Below are 19,811 nucleotides of genomic sequence, written 5' to 3' on the forward strand. Positions count from 1 at the left end.
CCCCAGCCCCAGCCGCAGCCCCAGCCCCAGATCTCCGGCAGCCCCGGACCGCTGCCCGCACCACCGCCGCTGCCACTCGCCCGCCCCCAGCTGGTCCCCGAGCAGGCACCGGTGAAGGTCAGCGTCGACAACATCCGCTGCCACATCTACGGCATCTGCCAGCAGGAAGCACCCGAGGTCTTCCAGATCGCGGAGAACGGATCCCTGCACTACACCGGAGCCGTACCGGCCGCCCACGCCGCGCAGGCCCGACAGGCCGCCCGCTGCTGCCCCATGCAGGCCATCTCCGTCACCTCCACCACCCCACCGCCCGCCGCACGCCGCCGCGGCACCCGCAGCGGTGCCGCCACCCGCGGCAGCCGCCGACGCGTCGTCGTCGCCGGCGCCGGCCTGGCAGGCCTCAGCGCGGCCACCCGGCTGCGCGAACGCGGTTTCGACGGCGAACTGGTCATCGTCGGCGAGGAGCCCCACCGCCCCTACAGCCGCCCGCCGCTGTCCAAGCAGTACCTGTCGGGCGAACTGCGCGCCGACGACCTCACCTTCCGCGCCGACGAAGAGCTGGACGCCCACTGGCTGACGGACACCCGGATGACCGGACTGGACCTCCACCACCGCACCGTCCTGTTGCCCGGCGGCGAGCAACTTCCCTACGACGGACTGGTGATCACCACCGGCGTGGAGGCCAAACGGCTCCCACTGGCCCCCGTCTTCTCCGACCGGATCCGGACCGTACGCACCCTCGCGGACGCCGCCGCACTGCGCGAGGCGATGAACCGCGCCGGAGCCCACCACGTCGTCATCCTCGGCGGCGGCTTCGTCGGCTGCGAACTGGCCTGCACCGCCCGCGAACACGGCATGGACGTCACCCTCGTGGTCCACAGCGCACCCCTGCTGCGCCGCGTCCTGGGCCGCACCCTCGGGGAGGTCGTCGGGCGGGTGCAGCAGCGGGCCGGCGTCGACGTACGCCTCAGCACCAGGATCACCGACTGGATCGACCTCGGCCACGCCCTACGGCTGCGCCTGGACGACGGAACCGCCATCACCGCAGACTTCGTCGTCCTGGGCCTCGGAGGCGAACCGCGGACCGAGTGGCTGCGCGGCAGCGGCCTGGACGTCTCCGACGGAGTGCTGTGCGACGCGGCCGGCCACGCCCTGGACACCACCGGACACCCGGTTCCCGGCGTCGTCGCGGCCGGAGACGTGGCCCGCTGGCCCAACCTCCGCTTCGACGGCGTGCCCCGACGGGTGGAGCACCTCATCCACGCCGTCGAGATGGGCCAGCACGCCGCGGACACCCTGCTGCAGGGCCCCGCCGGTGCGTCCGCCTTCGCGCCCGTACCCCGCTTCTGGTCCGAGCAGCACGGCCGCAGGCTGCAGGCCGTCGGGATGCCCGCACTGGGACAGCGGATGGAGGTCGTCGAGGGCTCGTTGCGCTCCGAACGCTTCATCGCCACCTACACCCGGGACACCCCCGCCGGACCCCAGCTGGTGGCAGCGGTGGCGCTCGACATGCCGCGCCGCCTGCTGCCCTACCGCGACCTGATCGGCACCGTCCAACCATTCGCCCCCACCAGCCGGCGCACCCGCCGCAGGAGCCACCCATGAGCCGCCGCAAAGTCTCCCGTCGTCGCCGACCGCCCGTACGGCGGGCCTCCCGGAGTCTGTTGAGCGTTCCGGCCCGGTACAACGTGCGCTGGCCGCTCATCACCGGCGTCGCGACGGCAGCCGCACTCGCCTACGGCCACGTCCTGGTGTCGGCGACGCCGATGCCCCCCGCCGCGCCGCCGCCTCCCGCCCTGGCCCACGCCGACCCCCACGCCGGAACGCGCTGAAGGCCCTCGGGGCCCTCCGGCCGCCTGCGCCCGTTGCCCGGGGCGGTCGCGATGCCTCGGGCAACGGGCGCAGCCGGCCGGTCAGGAACAGAGGTTCAGCGAGATCGCCTCCAACCGGCGGCTCTGCCCGGTCGTGCCCAGCACGATGCTCGTGCCCCGCACGGGAGCGGTCCACCCCACGTCCTGGACGTGCCCGCGGCCGGCGACCGTCCCCGACCCGACCCGGACCTCGAGGGCTTCCAGCCTCAGGCCCTGCCCGGTGGTGCCCACCTGCACCTGCTGACCGTCGGCCGCGTACTGCCACGGCTGCCATCCGATGTTCTGCACGTGGGCGCGGACCCAGAGGCCGCCCGCCCCGCGTGCCGACATCCGGACCGCCTGGATGGAGTCGCCGAGGCCGGTGGTTCCGGCGCTGGTGCCGTTCTGCCCGGTGTAGCCCTGCCAGCCGATGTCCGCGACATGCGCCTGGTAGCGGAGGTCCACGCCGCGGCCGGGTGTGCCGGTGCAGGCGTCGACGCGGTCGCCGGGGTGTCGTTCCGTCGCGCCCCACGTCCGAAGGTATCCCTCGGCGCCGAGCATCAGGTCGTCCACGACGTCCTGACCGCCGGTCACCCGGACGTCCTCGACCCAGTCCGGGACCAGACCGTAGTGGGCGACTCCCTCGGTGTTGATGTCCCAGGTCCGCTGCCCGGTGGTCTGCCGCTCCAGGAGCGAGCCGCCGTCGGCGCTGCGGAACGGGTAGGTCACGGGGTTGGCGGCGGCGTCGCCGCGGGGGCCGGGCTGCTCGCTGACCCCGTTCATGTCGGTGCCGATCCCGTAACCCGTGATCTGGTACTTGGCCCTGATGGCGGCCGTGGACCGCTCCTCGGCGGCGAAGTCCGGTGCGTTGTGGATGTGCTGGGCGATGAAGCCACCGCGGCGGTAGAGCCGCTCGGTCCAGTCGGTGTCCATCCAGCTGTGGGAGGAGATCACCCCCGGATAGGCCGCACCGTCGAGGACGGCGAACGACTGGTTCACGGCCTTGACGCTCATGTGGTCGATCTCGAGCATCATGTGACGCTTCATCATGGCGCGGATGGCGTATTCGCCGAGGCCGGTCAGGCCTCGGGTGTTGCACTGCGCGTCCGCTGCGTACGCGGGAGCCGCGACCCCGGGAGGGAGCGCCTGCTGCGCCTCGGCGGCAAGGCCCAGCCCGATCGGGTTGTCGTGCTGCGGGCCGGTGCACTTCTCGGTCTTCCAGAAGGTACCGGTGGAGAGGAACTGGCCGACGTTGATCGCGGCCCCCACCGTGCCCGTGTCGAACCGTACGCCGCACAGCGCGTTGTCGAGCTTGTGGCACAGGAACATGCTGCGCACGCCCATACCGTAGAGCTCGTCGAGGCCGCGTTCGATGTCTTCGGGTCCGCACTGGGGGATGTCGAAGACCTGCTTGCAGCCGAACGGTTCGGATGCCTCCACGCCGAGGATCACGGCCAGCTTGCCCTGGCCGATCACCTGGCGGGCCTGGTCGCTGTCGGTGACGATCCGGAACCAGCCCTTGCCCGGACCGCCGTACATCGCGTCGACGTACGCCTGGAGCTCGTAGGTCTTCCGGGCCTCGAGACGGATGGCGTCCATCTCGTCACAGCCCCGGTCCTTGAAGAAGTAGGCGTTGCAGATCACGCTGTTGCTGACGAGGTCGTTGACGAGCACCCGCTGGCCGCCGCGCCAGGCCCGTTCGACCCAGGCGTAGTACGTCTGGGTGTGGGTCAGCGATCCGTAGGCGGGCCAGTCCTTGAAGGTCGGCCATCCGACGGGGTCGTGCCGGCCGTCACCGCCGTTCATGATGTAGTCGAAGACCGCGTGGCTGCCGTCGGGGTAGTGCTCGGGGCAGTCCTTCAGGGCGTCCGCGATGCCGCGGTCGGAGAAGGCCTTGCCGCACATGAGCCGTCCACCGAATCCCTCGTTGGACATCAGATGCACGTGTGCGTCGACGAATCCGCGGACCCGGCCCTGCGCGTCGGTGCCCTTGAAGGGTTCCCCGACGGCGTTGATCTGCGAGTCCGGTACGGGCCGCGCCATCGGGTTCCACCATCCCTGGTCGGCCGTGGCATGGGTGACCGGTCCGGTCCCCAGGGCCAGCAAGGCCAGCAGGAGTGGCAGTACGAGGAGCAACGACCTGCGGTGGAACCGGAGTTGGAGTGGGCGTCGTTTCAAATTGAGATCACCCTTCCGCTTGTCGGAGTATGACGAACGAGCGTGTGGGCGAGGATGGCGATTCGTGCGGTTCATGTCAAGATAAAGTGTCAGCAAAGACTGCGAATCTGCTTGAAAGGGCGTGGCCGTACCGGCCCCCAGCTGCCGCAAGGATCATCCCGTGCGGTGGCTCACACCTGGCACGGCCGGGTCTGCCGGCGGGCGAAGTGCACCAGCGGGGCGTCACCGTCGTCGGTCTGCGTGTGGACGACGCGGCCGACCACCAGAGTGTGGTCGTCCAGCGAAACGTACCGGCTGACCCGGCACACGAGGCCGGCGACCGAACCGGTCAACAGGGGTGCCCCGGACCGCCTCTCGTGGGCCACCCCGGTGAACCGCCGAGCCGCAGGCTGCCCGGCGAAGCGGTCGGCCAGCCCGCGCAGCGCGTAGGGGAGCACGCTGACACCGAAGTGGCCGGCCGTGCGGATGCACTCCAGCGTCCCGCTGCCGGAGGCCAGCGAGACGAGCAGGGTGGGCGGACGGTCGGTCAGGGACAGCACGGCCGTGGCCGTGCAGCCCACCGGGTCGCCGCCGGCGTAGGCGGTGACGACCGTGACGCCGGCGGCGAAACGGGTCATCGCCTCGCGGAACACCGGGGCGGGCACCGTTTCGAGATGTGCGGCGGAAGAAGGCGGGGCGCTGGTCATGAAGTCGGTCACGGTCTGTCTTCTCCGAACGGGTGGTTGCACGCTGCTCCGGTCGCGGCGTTCCCGCAGGCCGCGTCCGGAGCGACCTGCGGGAACGAGTCAGCTGACGTGGAGGGGTGTACCCGGGAGGTCCGGCCGGTCAGGGCCCGGCTTCCTCAGGCGGTCCGACGCGTCCCGTGCGGGGGACGGCCGGGACGAGCCCCGGCGAGCTTCCCGACAGCCGCGCAGTCCGGGACGATTCACGAGATGTCTGCGTTCATCCGGGCAGTGGCCCGGCCCGCCGCGCGGTCAGCCACCCCAAGAGGTGTCGACCCCGCAGTGCTGGGTAGGGGCGCACTCGGCGACGACGACATCCGGTTCGGAAGCCGAGGGGAGCGAAACGGAGACGAGGGCGGCGATCGCCAGGGTCACGGCCAGGACACAACGCTTGATCACGGAATTTCCCCGGATGGTCGGCGGCTTCCCGCGTCGTTGCGGGGCCGCAGTGGCAATTGGATGCAGAGTCAATATGCCTGAGCGTAGCGCCCGGAGCGATGGATCCTGCCCCTCACCAAGCTGCGCGACCTTAAAATGAGGGGTGCCGATCCACCGATGAGGGCGCATACGTAGGTGAACCGGACATCGGCCGGTCGGGTTTGACGGTCCATCGCCGGAGCGGAGCGGTGGCCGCAGCGTCACCCCCACTCCGGCCCTCGACGTGACCAGGCCCCAGCCGGAGCCACACGATGCATACACTGCTCACTCGGGTGGGAAGAGGCGTCACCGGCCAGCCGAACCATCGTTGGGCGTGTTCCTGGACTGACGATCGCGAGGTGTGCCGTCCGCCGCTCTCCGTCGGCTGTCCGATCGACCGCTCCAGTGCTAAGTGTTGCCGTCTACGCGCCTGTATCGGCCTGTGCGGCTACACGTGTGACTTTCAAATCGGATTCGCCATTCGAGTTTCAGAAGCTCCTTCGCCATTTCTTGACGCGCTCCTGGAAGGCGATTCCTTCCTTTGCCAACGGCGTCAGCGACTCCCATGTGGTCCTCTGATCCGTTTTTGATAGACCCAAGAAGGAGTCGATCATGTTTTTCTCGGCAAAAACCAGGCCGCATTCCATGAGATAATTCAGGATGGCGGTTTCCGCATGTGGAGCCTCGTTCTTCTGGATTCTGCGCCCGAGCGCCATCGCCTCGAAGAACGGATTGATATTTTGCAGTTCGTAGGCTCCCGCCATGGACTTGATGTGTAGCTTGAGCTGCTCGACCATCGGCAGGGTTGTGTTCACCCAGTTCTCGACGGATCGGAACTGCCGGGCGAGTTGCCGGTTGTTGTCGTCGAGTTTCCCCCACTCTTGGTGACGCCCCTCCTCGCCAAACTGTACGAATTTTCTGAAAAATGCTCTGGCGGGCGAGTCGCCATCCCCCCCGACGGTCATTATGAAGGCGGAGAGCGTCGGATCCTCGAAGCATGACTCTTTATCCGCGCTGCTGAGCTGTGAGAAATATGAAAGGAATCCTTCAGGGGATAGTTCGCCTTTTTCGACCGACTTGCTCGCCGCCGTCACGTAGTAGATTGCCAGGAATCTGGTCAATGCGGTGTAGGAGTGCAACAGTGCCTGGGATTTTGCCGGTAGGCCCTCGATTTCCGCCACCACCTCGCGCGGATTGGTCTTCGCGCGACGCAAGAGTGACTCCACGTAATCATTGGCTGTCTCGATGAAGTCGTCATCCTGCTCTGGCCTGGTTGTTCGCATCATGCTCTTGACGGTGAACGTCATGGGCTCACGGCAGGTTATTAGCCGGATCTCACTGCCTGCGTGGATCTGCAGGACCCCTCCACACGTGTGGCGTGAGGGAGTGCAGCGGGCATTGGCTCTGCCGAAGGCTTCATCGAGGCACAGTGCCGTTCCCTCCTGGATGAACCGAATGGGGAGTCCGTCCGTGGCCACCCAGGAGACCTGGCCGTCAGCACTGTTCTCCTGGGCAACCTGCACGTAGGCTGCCAGTTCTCCGTCACTGAGCGGGCCTAGCTGGATGTTGGGAAATTCGCCGGACGATTTGTCCAGTCTCGTCACAGGGGCCTGTGCCGGCCGGTCGATGAGCGCGGCTCCTACGAGCTGGGACAGCAGTTCCCCAGAGGTCGAGTAGAGCCAGATGACCGTTTCATCGCCGATGCTGATCTGCAGATCCTGCTCTCCGCCGTGCCCTACGAGGTAGGTGTTCGGAGCTCTTGCTGCTAGTGCCGCGTTGTTACTTGCACTGGCGTCCTGCCAGCTATTTTCTACGCGAAGAAACCAGGTTCCAGCGTAGTTCTCCACCTCTGTCGAATTCCACGGACTCGGCACATCGAGCACAAGGCAGTAGGCATTGAGATACCACTTGAGGCGTTCAAGGGTGACCGGATTCAGGTAATCCAGGTTCCAGTCATAGATCATCTGGAAGAATCCATACTCGTCCAGATCGGTGGCGGAAAATTCGGAGCTTTCTGAAAGGATGTGGACGAGCTCTTCCCAGGTCGTGGAATTCCGGAAAGCGTCGGCCGAGCTGTCGATGGCGGCGCACACCTTTTCCGCCCAGGCTCCGTAGGTCATTGCTGTACCGCCCAAATAGAAATAGTTGCATGTATTGAAACCAGCTCAATTTAAGCCTGGATCGGCGATTGAATGGATGCCTCCTTGGGTGGCCTTTAGGTCCGAATTTGTGGTCGGCTCGATTGCGCGCCTGATCTCGATGCCAGAAGTCACCGCAAGGTCGGCTCGGTATCACGCGCGGCATCGCCGCACGGGCAATGAGCAGCCCGCGGATACCGGCTTCCAGCGCGCCGGCCGACATCCGGCGGATGCCGCCGCGTTCGATCCCGCCGGTCGAGTTCCTACGACGTGGAGCCGCCATCATCCACCGCGGCGCGGGCGTGTCTTGCTGGCCCGCGCTGCGAACGCGGGCCTGCTCGGAGGCCATCAAAAGGATCATTCCTTGCCGCAGGGCGGATGTGGCCGTGCGCCGGGCGCGCGACGGTCAGCGTCCTCCATGGCGTACGACGTAGGCCCGGTGCGAAGCATGACCGTCGACTGTGGATTGGAGCCGTAAGTAAGTCCTATGTACCCCTTTTGTGCCCCACCTGCTTTGCTGCCGGGCAACTTGCTGAGGGGATCCGGGTGGTTGATGCGACGCCACATCTACCGCAGGCTGTGATCAACAGGAGCGGGCCGCCATCGCAGGGACGGGGCGGATCCCCGTCTCCACCGGCCTGCACCGGAGAACGCCGTCGTCCGACGCCCCACGCACGCAGGCACGAAGACCCTCACACGCCCGTAGCCCCAGGAGTCTGCATGCGATTCGGCTTGTTCTGCCTTCCCGCACAGTGTCCCGGCCACCACCGGTCGGCCACCGAGACGTACGCGGCACTGATCGGCAGTGCCGTGGAGGCGGAGCAACTCGGCCTGCACTCCATCTGGTTCGCCGAGCACCACTTCTCCCCGTACGGCGGCTTCATCCCGAGCATCCCGGTCCTCGGAGCCGCCGTCGCGGCCAACACCGAGCGGATCCGGATCGGTTCCGCCGCCACCGTGCTGCCGCTGCGCGACGCCGTGGAGACGGCGGAGTCCTTCGCGATGCTGGACGTCCTGAGCGGCGGACGGCTGGACGTCGGGGTGGGGCGGGGATTCCTGCCGGGCGAGTTCGCCGGGCGCGGCGTCCTGATGTCCGACCGGGCCGGCCTGTTCACCGAGGGGCTCTCTGTGCTGCGCGGCGCCTGGGCCGACGGCCCGTTCACCTTCCGCGGCGAGCACTACCGGCTGGACGGGGTCGAGGTCCTGCCCAAGCCGGTGCAGCGCCCCGGTCCGCCGCTGTGGATCGCCGCCTCCACCTCCCGCGACTCCTTCGAACGGGCCGGCCGCGAGGGCCTCAACCTGATGGTGAACCCCTACAACCGGACCACCGAGGAGCTGGCGGCCGGCCTGGCCTGGTACCGGGAGGCCCGCCGGGCCGCCGGCCTCGCCCCCGACGGCGGCCGGATCCTCGCCAACCAGCACCTGTTCGTGGCCGCCACCGAGGCGCAGGCCCGCGACCTGCCCGCCCAGGCCCTGATGGAGTACCTCGGCGCGGTGGACGCGGCCTTCGGCCGACCGCTGACCCCGCACGACTACGCGGACATGTACCCGGACAACGTCCTGTTCGGGACACCCGACACGGTCATCGCCAAGATCCGGCAGTGGGAGCGGCTCGGGATCACCGACCTGTCCCTGATGACGCAGTTCGGCAGCCTGGCCCCCGAACTCTCCTCCGCCTCGCTGCAGATGTTCGCCCGGAAGGTCCTGCCGTGCTTCGCCTAGCGCCTTCCCCCACCGGGGCACGGCCGCTGACCACCCCGCTGGTCCGTCTCGGCGGCTCCCTCGGCTGGCGGGAACTGTTCGTGAAGGACGAGACCAAGCAGCGCTCCGGGGCCTTCAAGTACCGAGGGGTGTGGCGGCGCACCGGGCTCCTCCCGGCCGGAACGACGCTGATCACCGCCTCCACCGGCAACCACGCCTGCGCGCTCGCGGAAGCCGCCCGAGCCCGCGGCCAGCACGCCCGGATCCACGTCCCGGCGACCACGCCCCGCGCCAAGCTCGACCGGATCGCGGCCATGGGCGGCGAGATCGTCCCGGTGGACGGCGGATACGACGAATGCGAGGCGCTGGCGCGGGCCGAGGCCGACGCGGGGGCGGGCGTGTTCGTCCACAGCTTCGACGATCCCGAGATCATCGCCGGGCACCGGACCCTGTTCCGCGAAGCCGGGGAGCAGTTCCGCACCGCCGGGGAGCATTTTCGCGAGGCCGGGGAGCAGGCCGCGCTCCCCGACGCCGTCTACGTACCGCTCGGCGGCGGCGGGCTGATCACCGCGGCGATCCGGCAGTGGGGCGCGGCCGGGGTCCGCATCGTCGGCGTCGAGTACGACGGCGCCCCCGCGATGCGGCGCTCCCTCGCCGCCGGACGCCGCATCATCCTCGACCGGGTGTCGGGCCTGCCCGAGGGCCTGCTCGTCCGCAGGATCGGCCGGCACCCGTTCGACGCCTGCCACGCCCGCCGCCAGCGGGTGGTCACCGTCGACGACGCCGAACTGCACCGGGCGATGGCCCTGCTGTGGACCGAGGCCGGTATCCGCGCCGAAGGCGCCGGGGCCGCCGCCCTGGCCGCCGCACTGCGCGAAGGCACCCCCGATGAGCGGGCCCTCGCGGTCGTCTCCGGCGGCAACATCGACGAGTCCGTCTGGCGGGAATGCCTCGCCGCGGCAGGCCGCCACCACCCCGATCCGCCCCGCCACCCCTGGAACATCACGGTGAACACCACGTCCCCCGACCCCGGCCCGCAGACCCCGGCCCGGCCCGGCGCATCCGGCCCGGCCCGCCCGCATCCGGCCCCCGCGATCCCCGCGAACCCAGACACCGGCCACCGGGCCCGCCTGGGCCTCGTCGGCGGCGTCGGCCCGATCGCCACCAGCGACTTCTACCTCCGGCTGGTCTCCGGACACCGGCGCGCCACCGGCGGCTCCTACCCGGACGTCGTCACCCACAGCCTCCCGCTGCCCGCCGACCTCGAACACGCCTTCATCACCGGCACCGCGGGCCCCGGACACCGTGAGGAGATCGACGCACTGCTGCGCGAGGCCCTCGACGTCTTCGAACGGGCCGGATCCGACTTCGTCGCCCTGCCCTGCAACACCCTGCACGCCCGCCTGCCCGACCTGCTGCGCGGCCGCGACCTGGAGTGGATCGACATGGTCGCCGCCGTCGGCCGCACGCTCACCCGCAACCGCTACCGCCGGGTTCTGCTGCTCGGCACCACGTCCACCGTCCGCAGCGGCCTCTACCGGGACGGGGACGGCGTCGAGTTCGCCCTGCCGCAGGCGGCCGCCCAACGCGAGGCGGAGCAACTCGTGCTCGCCTGCCTGGAGGGCGACCTCGGCGCGTTCCCCGCCGCCCGGCTACGGGCCCTCGCGGCATCGGCGGGCCCCGTGGACGCGGTCGTCCTCGCCTGCACCGACCTGCACCTGCTGCGCGACAGCACGGACTTCGGCGTGCCCGTGGTGGACAGCCTCAGCTGCCTGGTCGAGGCCTGCACCGAACGGCTGCTGACCTCCCACCGCCCCGCCGGCGTACCGGCTCCCGCACCCGTGCCCGCACTCGCGGGAGCCGCCCGATGAGCACACCCACCGAACCCATGGACGCGGCGCGAGCCCTGGACGACCCGCCTGCCCCCGACTGGGCGGTCCGGACCGCGGCCTGGATCCGGGACGAGATCAGCGTCCCCGTCCCGGAACTGGGCCGCCCGGGAGCCCTGTGCCCCTACGTCCCGACCGCACTGCGCCGCGGCCACATCGAACTGTCCGCGTGCACCCTGGCGGGGGAGGACCCCCAGGCGCTCGACGCCGCCCTGCTGGGGCACGCGGCCGATTTCCGCACCCGCGTCCACGAGCTGAAACCGGCCGAGGCCCTGCTGCGCTGCCGAGTCGTCGTCTTCACCGCGCTGGAAGGGCGGGGCGACCTGCTCACCGGCGTCCGCACCCGGGTCAAGCCGCTGCTCCTCGCCGTCGGACTGACCGTCGGGGAGTTCTTCCCGGCGAGCCCCGACACCAGCATCCGCAACAGCGAGGTCCCGGTGGCCCGTTCGCCCTGGCCCTCGCTCGCGCTACGCCACTCCACCCCCCACGACGAGCTCTTCCTCGCCGGCCAGCCGGAGCTCCACCGGATCTTCCGCGCGGCCGGCCCCGGAATCGACACGAGGACCGCGACATGACCCACACCACCGGCCCCGCCGCAGCGACCCCGGACGACCGCCCGTGGACCGAGGACCGGGAGCTCTACCACGTGGTGGGGCCCGACCTCCTCCTGTGCGCCGAACGGGCACACGGCCACGACGAGATCCGCTTCCGCGTCGGCCGCGACACCGACGGCGGACTCGGCACCCTGCACGGCGCCCTGTCCGGCACCGTCGTCCGCATCACCATCGACCCCCGGCTGGGCACCGAGCCGGCCGCCACCGTCGGCGAAGCCACCCGGCTCGCCGTCCGCACCCTCGCGAAGACCTTCCGCGGCCGCCACACCGGCTGGTCGCTGACCACCCCGGCGGGCCTCGCCGAAGCCTTGCTCCCCGCACTCCGCGAGGAGGGCTTCGAACCGGACGGCGACGGCCGGCTGCGCTCCGCGCTCACCGACTTCACCCGCGGCGACCGCACCCGGGCCGCCACCATGGAAGAGGTCTACCAGGACCCCTACACGGTCCCCTGGAACTTCGTCCCGCTGGAGACCGACGTCCTGCGACGGCTGCTCGCGGGCACCGGCGCCGGCGCCCGCGTCTTCGACCTGGGCTGCGGCTACGGCAAGAACGCCCGCCTGCTCACCTCCCTCGGCTACCGGGTCGCCGGCTCCGACATCTCCGCCTCCGCCGTCACCCGGGCCCGGCGCCTGCTCGGCCCGCAGGCCGACCTCTCGGCCGCCGACGCCACCCGCCTGCCCTGGCCCGACGCCTCCTTCGACGCCGCGCTCGACATCGGCTGCCTGCACTGCATGCCCGCCGACGACCGGCCCGCCGCCGTACGCGAACTCGCCCGCATCCTCACCCCCGACGGCATGCTCCACTCCCGGATGTTCCGCCCCCGGCCCGCCCACTGGCTGGCCGCCCAGCCGTTCCGCACCACCGGCTTCGGCCTGGACACCGACGAGGCCGCCGCCCTGCTGGGCACCGCCTTCGACCAGGTCGACGTCGAGACCACCCCCCACGCCACCTACCTGACCGCGAGCGGACCGGTGAACCGATGACCCTGAACGTGGTCCTGCTGCTCGGCGGCCGCAGTACCGAGCACGACGCCTCCCTGCACAGCTACCGCAGGCTGCGCGCGGCCCTCGAATCCGCCCCCGGACGGATCACCCTCCACGCGGTCGCCTACATCACCCGCGAGGGCGGCTACCGGCACTTCGACACCGCCCCCTGGCCGGACACCGAGGACGAGCTGCGCGCCGGCACCGACCTGCCGCTGCACGAGGCGCTGAGCCGGCTCACCGACGGCGACGCCTTCGTCTTCTCCCTGCTGCACGGCAACGAGGGCGAGGACGGCGCCTGGCAGGGCATCGCCGAAGTCCTCGCCCTTCGCGGCAACTTCGGCCCAGTCCTGGCCTCGGCGCTGGGCATGGACAAGCGCCTGCAGGCGGTGGTGGCCCGCGACCTGGTGCCGGGACTGCGCACACCGCGGACCTGGATGGCACCCCCGTCCCTCGCCCGGGACCCCGAGGCACTGGAGCAGTGGGCCGCAGAGGTGGCCGGCCTCCTCGACGGACGGCCCGCCGTGGTCAAGCCCAACCGGATGGGCGCCTCCCTGCTCACCCGCGTGCTGCCCGACCCGACCGGCCCCGCCCTGGCCCGGGCGACGGCCGCCGCACTGCCGTACGACAGCCAGGTCCTGGTCCAGGAGTACGTCCCCGGCACCGAGTACACCTGCGGAGTGGTCCGGACCGGCGGCCGCACCACGGCCCTGCCGGTCGTGCAGGCGGTGACCGAACACGGCTTCCTCGGCCACCGCGAGAAGCACGAACACGGCCTCGTCCAGCCCCTGCTGCACACCACGGACACCGGGACGACCCGGCGGGTCAAACAGGCCTCCGTCCGGCTCTTCGACGAGATGGAGGTGTTCGGCTTCGCCCGCCTCGACTTCCTCGTGCACGACGACGACCTGTACTTCCTGGAGATCAACACCCTGCCCGGGCTGATGCACGGCAGCGCCTTCCCCCGCATGCTCGACGCCGCCGGACTGGACCTCGTCGACCTGGTCGAGGAGTGCGCCGCGGAGTACGGCCGCCGGTCGGTGCGCGACAAGGCCCTGCCCTACCTCATCGGCCACCCGGCCGAGGAGACCACCGCGGAACTGGAGCACTCCGGTGTCTGACCCGACCACCGGCGAGCAGCCGGAGACCGTCATCGTCTTCCCCAACGCCGCCCAGCTGGAGAACGTCTCCCGGACCGCCGCCGACACCGGGACGCCGCTCACCGTCATCGTCCCCGACGGCGCGCCCCGCCCCGCGGCCGCCGGGGTGACGGTGCTGTCCGCCACCGAGGCGGCCGGGCGGACCGCCCCCCACGGCGCCCGCGTGATGTGCTGTCACGAGAGCGGCGTGTACTGGGTCGCCGAGCACCGCGCAGCCGTCGGAAGCCCCAACTTCGCCGAGGTCTGCCTGGACATGCTGGTCAAGACCCGGCTGGCCGCCGAGCTGGGCGCGCTCGGCGTGACCGTGGTCGACAAGCGGCGCCTGGACGAGGTCGAGGACCGCGACGCGCTGAGCTACCCCCTCATCGCCAAGCCCGACTTCGGGTTCGCCAGCATGCTGGTCAAGCGCATCCCCGACGCGCGCGCCCTGGAGGAGTACGAGCGCTCCTACCGCGAGCTGCGCGAGAGGTCCCTGCTCACCGAGTACGACGACTTCATCGCCGCCTACCCGGACGCCGACCCCTGGAACGTCATCCTGGAACCCGACCTGACCCGGGGCACGCTCTTCCTCACCGTCCCCTTCCTGGTCCGAGACGGCGACCTGGCCGGCATGTTCCCCGTCCAGGGGGTCGGCCGGCGCGGTGACGAGCTCACCGACTTCCACTGGAGCGCCTTCCACTGCGGCGACGTACCCGAGAACGCCGCGAACGCGCTCCGGCGCGACCTGGAACTGATCATTGAAGGCCTGGAGCTGACCGGCGGCGTCTACGAGATCGAGGCGCTCTACGACGAACGGCACGACACCCTCCACGTCCTGGAGTTCTCCCCCCGGGTCACCGGCGGCTTCATCCCGGAACTGGTCCGCCGCACCACCGGCGTCGACGTCGAACTCCTCGGCCTGCAGCACTTCCTCGGCATCGAACCGACCACCGCCACCGCACCCGGACCGATCACCCCGCACCTGCTGGCGCTGCTGCACGAAGACGACCCCGAGCCGGCGCAGGCCCGCGGCGCGGCCCCCGTGGCGAGCCGGAGCAGGCACCTGGGCGGCGTCGAGTTCCGGGACGTCATCTACCCCTGCCCCGCCCCCAACCCCGCCGCCGGACCCGGGAACCCCGCCCCCGGGCAGGCGGCCGCGTGACCGCCGACCTGTGGCCGGGCGGCGTCCGCACACCCCGGCTGATCGCCTTCGAAGGACTGGACGGCACCGGCAAGACCCGGTTGACCACCCTGCTCTCCGAAGCGACCGGGATACCCCGCACCGCGACCCCCGGCCCCGACTACGACGCGCTGCGCTCCGCCCTGCACACGGCCGGCGGCCTCGCCTCCTACCTGATGTACCTCAGCGGCTGCGCCCAGGCCGTCGAATCGGCGGCCCGCGCCGGGGAACCGGCCCTGCTCGTCGACCGCTACTGGTTCTCCAGCGCCGTCCAGCACGGCTGGAACCTCGGGCTGCGCCCCGACCAGGCCCTCGGCGGGACGGACAACCCGCGACTGCTGCTGCCCCGGCCCGACCTGACGGTCCTGCTGACCTCCGACCGGCCCGCACGCCTGCGCCGGCTCGGCGGCCGCCCGGACGGATCGCCGCACGCCCGTCCGCTCGGCGACAGCGGGCCCGGCTACGAACGCTACTGGCTCTCCTGCGCCGAACTCCTGGCAGCCGAGCCCACCGGCGACCCGGTGCTGTCCCTGGACACCACCAGCGACGACTGCGCACCCCCGCTGGCCCGGCTGCTGGCCCACCCCGTGGTCCGCGGCCTCACCGGACCGGCCACCGGTGGCCTGACCACGGAAGGGACACAGCCATGACGTTCGTTCTGACCGAACACACCGGCACCGGATTCCTGCTCGCCGACGGCGTTCTGCGGCTCGCCGGTGGCGAGGCCGGGCTCGGCCTCGCCACCGGCGCCCAGGGACGGGTCACCCTCGCGGTACGGGGCCACCTCGACACCGGGCAAGGCCCGGCCGTCGCGGGGGAGCAGGCCGCCCGGCGGCTCATGGACTCCTACCTGCGCAACGGCGAAACGTTCCTGGACGGCGTGACGGGCGGCTTCGGCGTGCTGGTCGACGACGCCAGAACCGGCCGCAGCTACGCGGCCCGGGACGCGGCGGGCGAAGGCGCCCTGTTCGCCGCCCGCACCGCGGACCGGACCGCCGTGGGCACCGGCCCCGCCGAGACGGCCGCCGCGGTGGGCGCCGACCGCCCCCGCCTGGCGGCCTTCGCCCAGTTCCTGACGCTCAACTACCCCCTCGCGGACGGCTGGTACCTCGACGGCGTCCACCCGCTGGCACCCGGCGTCCTGCACCTGCTGACCCCGGACGGCCCACGTCCCCTGCGCACCACGGCCTCCTACCCGGGCCGCGACGCCCGGCCCGCGACCGTACCCCCGGCCGGGGAACTCACCCGGGCGCTCGCCGAGGCCGGCGCACGGCTGCTCGACGGCCCGGCGGCGCTCCACCTCAGCGGCGGCGTCGACACCTCGCTGATCGCCCACGCGCTCCACCGCCTTCCCCACCCCGGCCCGCTGCGCACCTACAGCGCCTTCTACCGGCAGGACGACGCGGACCGCGCCTGGGCCGCCTCCGTCGCCGCCGAGACCGGCAGCGACCACCGCGAACTGCCGATCGCCACCGAGGACTTCCTCGACGTCGTCGACCGGCTGACCGACGCCCTCGGCGCGCCGGTGATGGCCATCGGCGTGCCGACCTTCTGGCACCTGGGACGGGCCGCGGCGCAGGACGGGGCGCCCGTGGTGCTCTCCGGCGTGGCCGCGGACCACCCCCTGGTGGGCTGGAACCGGCTCGACCGGCTGGCCGCCGCCCCCGTCGACCCCGGCGACCTGCCGGTCGCCTGCGCGGTCCACGTCGCCCCCGACATCCTCACCCCCTACCTCGCGGACGGCGAACTGCGCGCCGCCGTCGCCGAGGTGCCCGCGCAGCTGCGCGAGCTCATGCCGTACGGCGAGTCGCCGGCCCGCTCCGTCGAACGGTTCCACGCCGAGCACTTCCTGCCCGAACACCTGCGCTCCGCGGCGGTGGCGCACGGCCTGCACGGCGTCGGCGTCCGCCACCCGTTCCTCGCACCGGAGGTCTCCGCCCTGGGCTTCAGGGCCGCTTCCGTGCGCGAGGAGGCGGTCGGCAAACGCTATCTGCGCCGTGAACTGGACTCCCTGGGGTGCTGGGCCGCGTCCCGGCACGGCAAGCAGCAGCAGGCCCTGTCCTTCGAGTCCTTCCGGGCCGTGGCCCGCGAGCGCCTGCTCGACCGGCTGGCGGGCGACTGCGACCTGTTCGGCCTGGACACCCGCGCGCTGGCCCGGCTCGCCGCGTCCGACCGTCCGGCCCCGGCCCAGGAACTGCGGCTGCTGTGGCTCGTGCACTCCTACCTGACCTGGCGGGAACGGCGGCCCGTCGCCGCCTCCACCGCCCCGTCCCCGATGCCGTGGTGAACGCACGGCCCGTCCCAAGGACCTCCATGACCCCGATCTCCCCGGCGGCGGCCGTCGACCGCCACCACTTCCCCTACTCCTGGGCGCGGGTCGAGGACCTGCTGGAGCCGGCCCACGCCGAGCTGCTCGCCGCCGAGTTCCCGACCGCCGCGCTGCGGGAGTCCCGCAGCCCGCACGGCCACTACCTGCTGCGCGACTGCACGGTCGTCGAGTCCGGCGAGCCGACGGACGCCGTGGCGGGCCTCTCCGGCGCCTGGCGGCGCCTGCTCGACTGGATGCTGAGCGCCGACTACCGGGCCTTCGTGACCGACGCCACCGGCGCCGACCTGGCGGGCTGCGCGCTCAAGGTGCGCCTGTGCGAATACGGCCCCGGGACCTTCATGACCGCGCACACCGACCGGGCCGACCGGGTGGCCACCCAGATCCTCTACCTCTCCCCGGCCTGGGACGAGAGCTGGGGCGGCGGCCTGGACGTCCTGACCTCCGCGGACGACGACGACCCCGCGGCCGTCGCCGCCTCGCTGTGGCCCAGGTTCAACACCTCGGTGCTGTTCGCCAGGAGCGAACACTCCTTCCACGCGGTCCGGCAGGTGAGTCCCACGGCCCCGCTACCACGGCGCACCGTGCTCGCCCAGTTCGTGACCGTACGGGCCTGAAGGGGCTGCCGACATGTGTGGAATCGCTGCGGTGCTGGGCCCCGGTGCCACCGAGCAGACCGCCCTGGCCATGGGCCTGGCCCTGAAGCACCGGGGGCCGGACCGCACCGCCGCTGTGGCGCTGCCGCGCGCCGCCCTGGCCGCCGCACGGCTCGCCGTCACCGGGCCCGGCCCGGCCGGGGACCAGCCGATGCGGACGGCCGGCCGCGACCAGCTGCTCGTCTTCAACGGCGAGATACACAACCACCGCGAGCTGCGCAGACAGCTGCCCGGCCACGTCTTCCGGGGCGACAGCGACACCGAGACGCTGCTCGCGGCGCTCGCCGAGTGGGGCCCGCACGCCCTGCCCTGGCTGGAGGGCCCGTTCGCCTTCGTCCACGTGAACCGGGCGACCGGCCGCACGATCGTGGCCCGGGACCGGTTCGGCGTCAAGTCGCTGTACCTCGCCCGGTACGAGGGCCGCTGGTACGTGGGCAGCGAGATCAAGGCACTTCTCGCGGGCGGCGTACCGGCCACCCCGTGCGTTCCGCAACTGCGCGCCGTGCTGGCCGACTACTGGGTGAACGGCCCGCGGACACCGCTGGAGGGCATCCGCCGGGTCCTGCCCGGGACGGTGCTCGAATTCGACGCCGACGGCGAGCTGCTGTCCGAGCGGACCTGGTTCGAGCCGGGCAGTCTGGTCGACCGGGAGGAGGCCGACCGGCTGGCCGCGCTGCCGGCCGAAGGCTGGATCGACCGGCTGGACGGCGTCCTGCGGGCCGGCGTGCGTCGCCGCCTGCCGCAGGACGGCTTCGCGGAGGCCGGCGTCCTGTGCTCCGGAGGCCTGGACTCCAGTCTCGTGCTGGCTCTCGCCAAGGCGGAGGGCGTGCGACTGCCCGCCTACGTGGCCTCGTTCGGGGACCAGCCCGAGGTGGACGAGACCCGGTGGGCCGCCCGGGCCGCCGAGGCCGCCGGTACCCCGCTGGTGCCGGTGCAGGTCGACGGGCGCGCCTGGCGGGAACACTTCGTCGCCAGCGTCCGCCACTTCGAGTACCCGCTGGTGCACCAGAACTCGGTCGCCCTGGCCGCCGTCGCGGCGCGGGCGCGCGCCGACGGGCTGCGGGTGCTGTTCTCCGGCGAAGGGGCGGACGAGCTGTTCGGCGGCTACCCCTCCCGGCACCACGGGGAGCGGCGCGCGTTCGGCGTCGGGGCGCACGCCCTGGAACCCCCCGCGGACCGCGGCCGCGGCCTGCGCGAGCTGCTGGGCCTGCGGCCCGGGCCGTCCGACTACGAGCTGGACGTCCGGGACCGGCTGCGGCGCTCCTTCCGTCACCTTCCCCGGGAGCGGAATGAGTTGTCGTCGGCACTCGCCGCCGACCTGCGGCTGTTCCTCAGCCACGGCCTCAACCGCCTGGACAAGAACCTGATGCAGGCGTCGATCGAGGTGCGTGAACCCTTCCTCGACACCGCGGTGGCCTCCTTCGCGCTGAACTCCCCGCTGGAGCGGCACCTGCTGCCGGGCCTCAAGGCCGGCCTCGCGGCCACGGCCCGCCGGTACCTGCCGGCCGAGGTCGTGGACCGGGAGAAGTTCGGCTTCAACTTCTCCGTGCGGCCGTATCTCGAATCGCTGGACATGCGGCGCCTGCGGCGGGGAGAACTCGTCGACGTCCTGCGCCTGCCCGCACGGGAATGGGCACGGCTCCTGGCCGAATCCGAGGAACGCACGATCTTCCGGCTGTGGACCGCGGAAATCTGGTGCCGCCTTTTCCTGGCTGGCGTGTCCGTCGATGAGGTCAACGGATTAATCTGGCTCGACTAGCCGTGTGAACTGCGGAGACAGCTGGATATCAATCTATTGAACGGCCGCCGGAAGTGAAGGTGGGCCGCTATTTGAGTTTCCCCGAAAAGGGCCGCTAGGTGATTTCATGAGTCGCGCCAACGGGCTTGCGAAAAGCGGTTATGTGTGGCTAATTTTGGACCACGCCGAAGCAGTGGGAAACCGGCGGGAAAAGTTTCCCGATGAACCGAAGGAGATTTCCATGGAGCGTCAGCACGCCGTCGGCCTGCGTCCCCGTCTC

15 protein-coding genes are annotated in these 19,811 nt (G+C 71.4%); 12 read left to right on the plus strand and 3 right to left on the minus strand.

Annotated features, from left to right (window positions below; all coding sequences use genetic code 11):
- Both AA75_RS00975 and AA75_RS46925 read left to right on the plus strand, forming a co-directional pair.
- A partial coding sequence (locus AA75_RS00975; RefSeq protein ID WP_063794255.1) for an FAD-dependent oxidoreductase occupies nt 1–1,605 on the plus strand: 1,605 nt, incomplete at its 5' end.
- Nucleotides 1,602–1,832: a hypothetical protein gene (locus AA75_RS46925; RefSeq protein ID WP_149037874.1), complete on the plus strand. Its 231-nt coding sequence runs from the start codon at nt 1,602–1,604 to the stop codon at nt 1,830–1,832. The genes AA75_RS00975 and AA75_RS46925, both read left to right, overlap by 4 nt.
- An 81-nt stretch (nt 1,833–1,913) precedes the next feature.
- Here the strand turns inward: AA75_RS46925 and AA75_RS00980 are convergent, their stop codons facing one another.
- From AA75_RS00980 to AA75_RS00990, 3 genes are all read right to left on the minus strand, one after another.
- Nucleotides 1,914–3,893: a hypothetical protein gene (locus AA75_RS00980; RefSeq protein WP_233288863.1), complete on the minus strand. Its 1,980-nt coding sequence runs from the start codon at nt 3,891–3,893 to the stop codon at nt 1,914–1,916.
- A 305-nt stretch (nt 3,894–4,198) separates the two neighbouring features.
- Entirely contained in the window at nt 4,199–4,726 is a 528-nt protein-coding gene (locus tag AA75_RS00985; RefSeq protein ID WP_055731226.1) for a flavin reductase family protein, read from the minus strand.
- 929 nt (nt 4,727–5,655) lie between these two features.
- Nucleotides 5,656–7,287, minus strand: a complete 1,632-nt coding sequence (locus tag AA75_RS00990) for a hypothetical protein (protein ID WP_149037876.1) — start codon at nt 7,285–7,287, stop codon at nt 5,656–5,658.
- Nucleotides 7,288–8,025: 738 nt separating this feature from the next.
- Here AA75_RS00990 and AA75_RS00995 point away from each other — a divergent pair.
- From AA75_RS00995 to asnB, 10 genes are read left to right on the plus strand one after another with little or no spacing between them, the layout of a single operon-like run.
- Nucleotides 8,026–9,027: an LLM class flavin-dependent oxidoreductase gene (locus AA75_RS00995; protein WP_033817729.1), complete on the plus strand. Its 1,002-nt coding sequence runs from the start codon at nt 8,026–8,028 to the stop codon at nt 9,025–9,027.
- Nucleotides 9,015–10,877 (plus strand): pyridoxal-phosphate dependent enzyme, encoded by a 1,863-nt coding sequence (locus AA75_RS01000; protein WP_051811504.1) that lies wholly within the window; start codon nt 9,015–9,017, stop codon nt 10,875–10,877. The genes AA75_RS00995 and AA75_RS01000 overlap by 13 nt, the downstream gene beginning before the upstream one ends.
- Entirely contained in the window at nt 10,874–11,470 is a 597-nt protein-coding gene (locus AA75_RS01005; protein WP_033817730.1) for a DUF6875 domain-containing protein, read from the plus strand. Before AA75_RS01000 ends, AA75_RS01005 begins: the two co-directional genes overlap by 4 nt.
- Nucleotides 11,467–12,492, plus strand: a complete 1,026-nt coding sequence (locus tag AA75_RS01010; RefSeq protein ID WP_051811506.1) for a class I SAM-dependent methyltransferase — start codon at nt 11,467–11,469, stop codon at nt 12,490–12,492. Before AA75_RS01005 ends, AA75_RS01010 begins: the two co-directional genes overlap by 4 nt.
- Nucleotides 12,489–13,613, plus strand: coding sequence for an ATP-grasp domain-containing protein (locus AA75_RS01015; protein ID WP_033817731.1), 1,125 nt, complete (start codon nt 12,489–12,491; stop codon nt 13,611–13,613). Before AA75_RS01010 ends, AA75_RS01015 begins: the two co-directional genes overlap by 4 nt.
- Nucleotides 13,606–14,793 carry a hypothetical protein gene (locus AA75_RS01020; RefSeq protein WP_033817732.1) on the plus strand — a complete coding sequence of 396 codons (1,188 nt, stop codon included), beginning with the start codon at nt 13,606–13,608 and terminating at the stop codon, nt 14,791–14,793. Before AA75_RS01015 ends, AA75_RS01020 begins: the two co-directional genes overlap by 8 nt.
- On the plus strand, nt 14,790–15,461 hold the full coding sequence (locus tag AA75_RS01025) for a hypothetical protein (protein WP_033817733.1): 672 nt from the start codon (nt 14,790–14,792) through the stop codon (nt 15,459–15,461). The genes AA75_RS01020 and AA75_RS01025 overlap by 4 nt, the downstream gene beginning before the upstream one ends.
- Complete coding sequence (locus AA75_RS01030; RefSeq protein ID WP_033817734.1) at nt 15,458–17,098, plus strand: asparagine synthetase B family protein; 1,641 nt, start codon at nt 15,458–15,460, stop codon at nt 17,096–17,098. Before AA75_RS01025 ends, AA75_RS01030 begins: the two co-directional genes overlap by 4 nt.
- Before the next feature lie 26 nt (nt 17,099–17,124).
- Complete coding sequence (locus AA75_RS01035) at nt 17,125–17,754, plus strand: 2OG-Fe(II) oxygenase family protein (protein ID WP_033817735.1); 630 nt, start codon at nt 17,125–17,127, stop codon at nt 17,752–17,754.
- A 13-nt stretch (nt 17,755–17,767) separates the two neighbouring features.
- On the plus strand, nt 17,768–19,552 hold the full coding sequence (gene asnB / locus AA75_RS01040; protein ID WP_082526151.1) for an asparagine synthase (glutamine-hydrolyzing): 1,785 nt from the start codon (nt 17,768–17,770) through the stop codon (nt 19,550–19,552).
- Nucleotides 19,553–19,811: the final 259 nt, after the last annotated feature.

The organism is Kitasatospora sp. MBT63, from assembly GCF_000710465.2.
GTDB lineage: Bacteria > Actinomycetota > Actinomycetes > Streptomycetales > Streptomycetaceae > Kitasatospora.

Bases quoted from the DNA above. Each gene is read 5' to 3' on its own strand.
- AA75_RS00980 (WP_233288863.1), bottom strand. From the start codon at position 3,893: ATGGCGCGGCCCGTACCGGACTCGCAGATCAACGCCGTCGGGGAACCC.
- AA75_RS01015 (WP_033817731.1), top strand. From the start codon at position 12,489: ATGACCCTGAACGTGGTCCTGCTGCTCGGCGGCCGCAGTACCGAGCAC.
- AA75_RS00995 (WP_033817729.1), top strand. From the start codon at position 8,026: ATGCGATTCGGCTTGTTCTGCCTTCCCGCACAGTGTCCCGGCCACCAC.
- AA75_RS00990 (WP_149037876.1), bottom strand. From the start codon at position 7,287: ATGACCTACGGAGCCTGGGCGGAAAAGGTGTGCGCCGCCATCGACAGC.
- AA75_RS01030 (WP_033817734.1), top strand. From the start codon at position 15,458: ATGACGTTCGTTCTGACCGAACACACCGGCACCGGATTCCTGCTCGCC.
- asnB (WP_082526151.1), top strand. From the start codon at position 17,768: ATGTGTGGAATCGCTGCGGTGCTGGGCCCCGGTGCCACCGAGCAGACC.
- AA75_RS01010 (WP_051811506.1), top strand. From the start codon at position 11,467: ATGACCCACACCACCGGCCCCGCCGCAGCGACCCCGGACGACCGCCCG.
- AA75_RS01035 (WP_033817735.1), top strand. From the start codon at position 17,125: ATGACCCCGATCTCCCCGGCGGCGGCCGTCGACCGCCACCACTTCCCC.
- AA75_RS46925 (WP_149037874.1), top strand. From the start codon at position 1,602: ATGAGCCGCCGCAAAGTCTCCCGTCGTCGCCGACCGCCCGTACGGCGG.
- AA75_RS01005 (WP_033817730.1), top strand. From the start codon at position 10,874: ATGAGCACACCCACCGAACCCATGGACGCGGCGCGAGCCCTGGACGAC.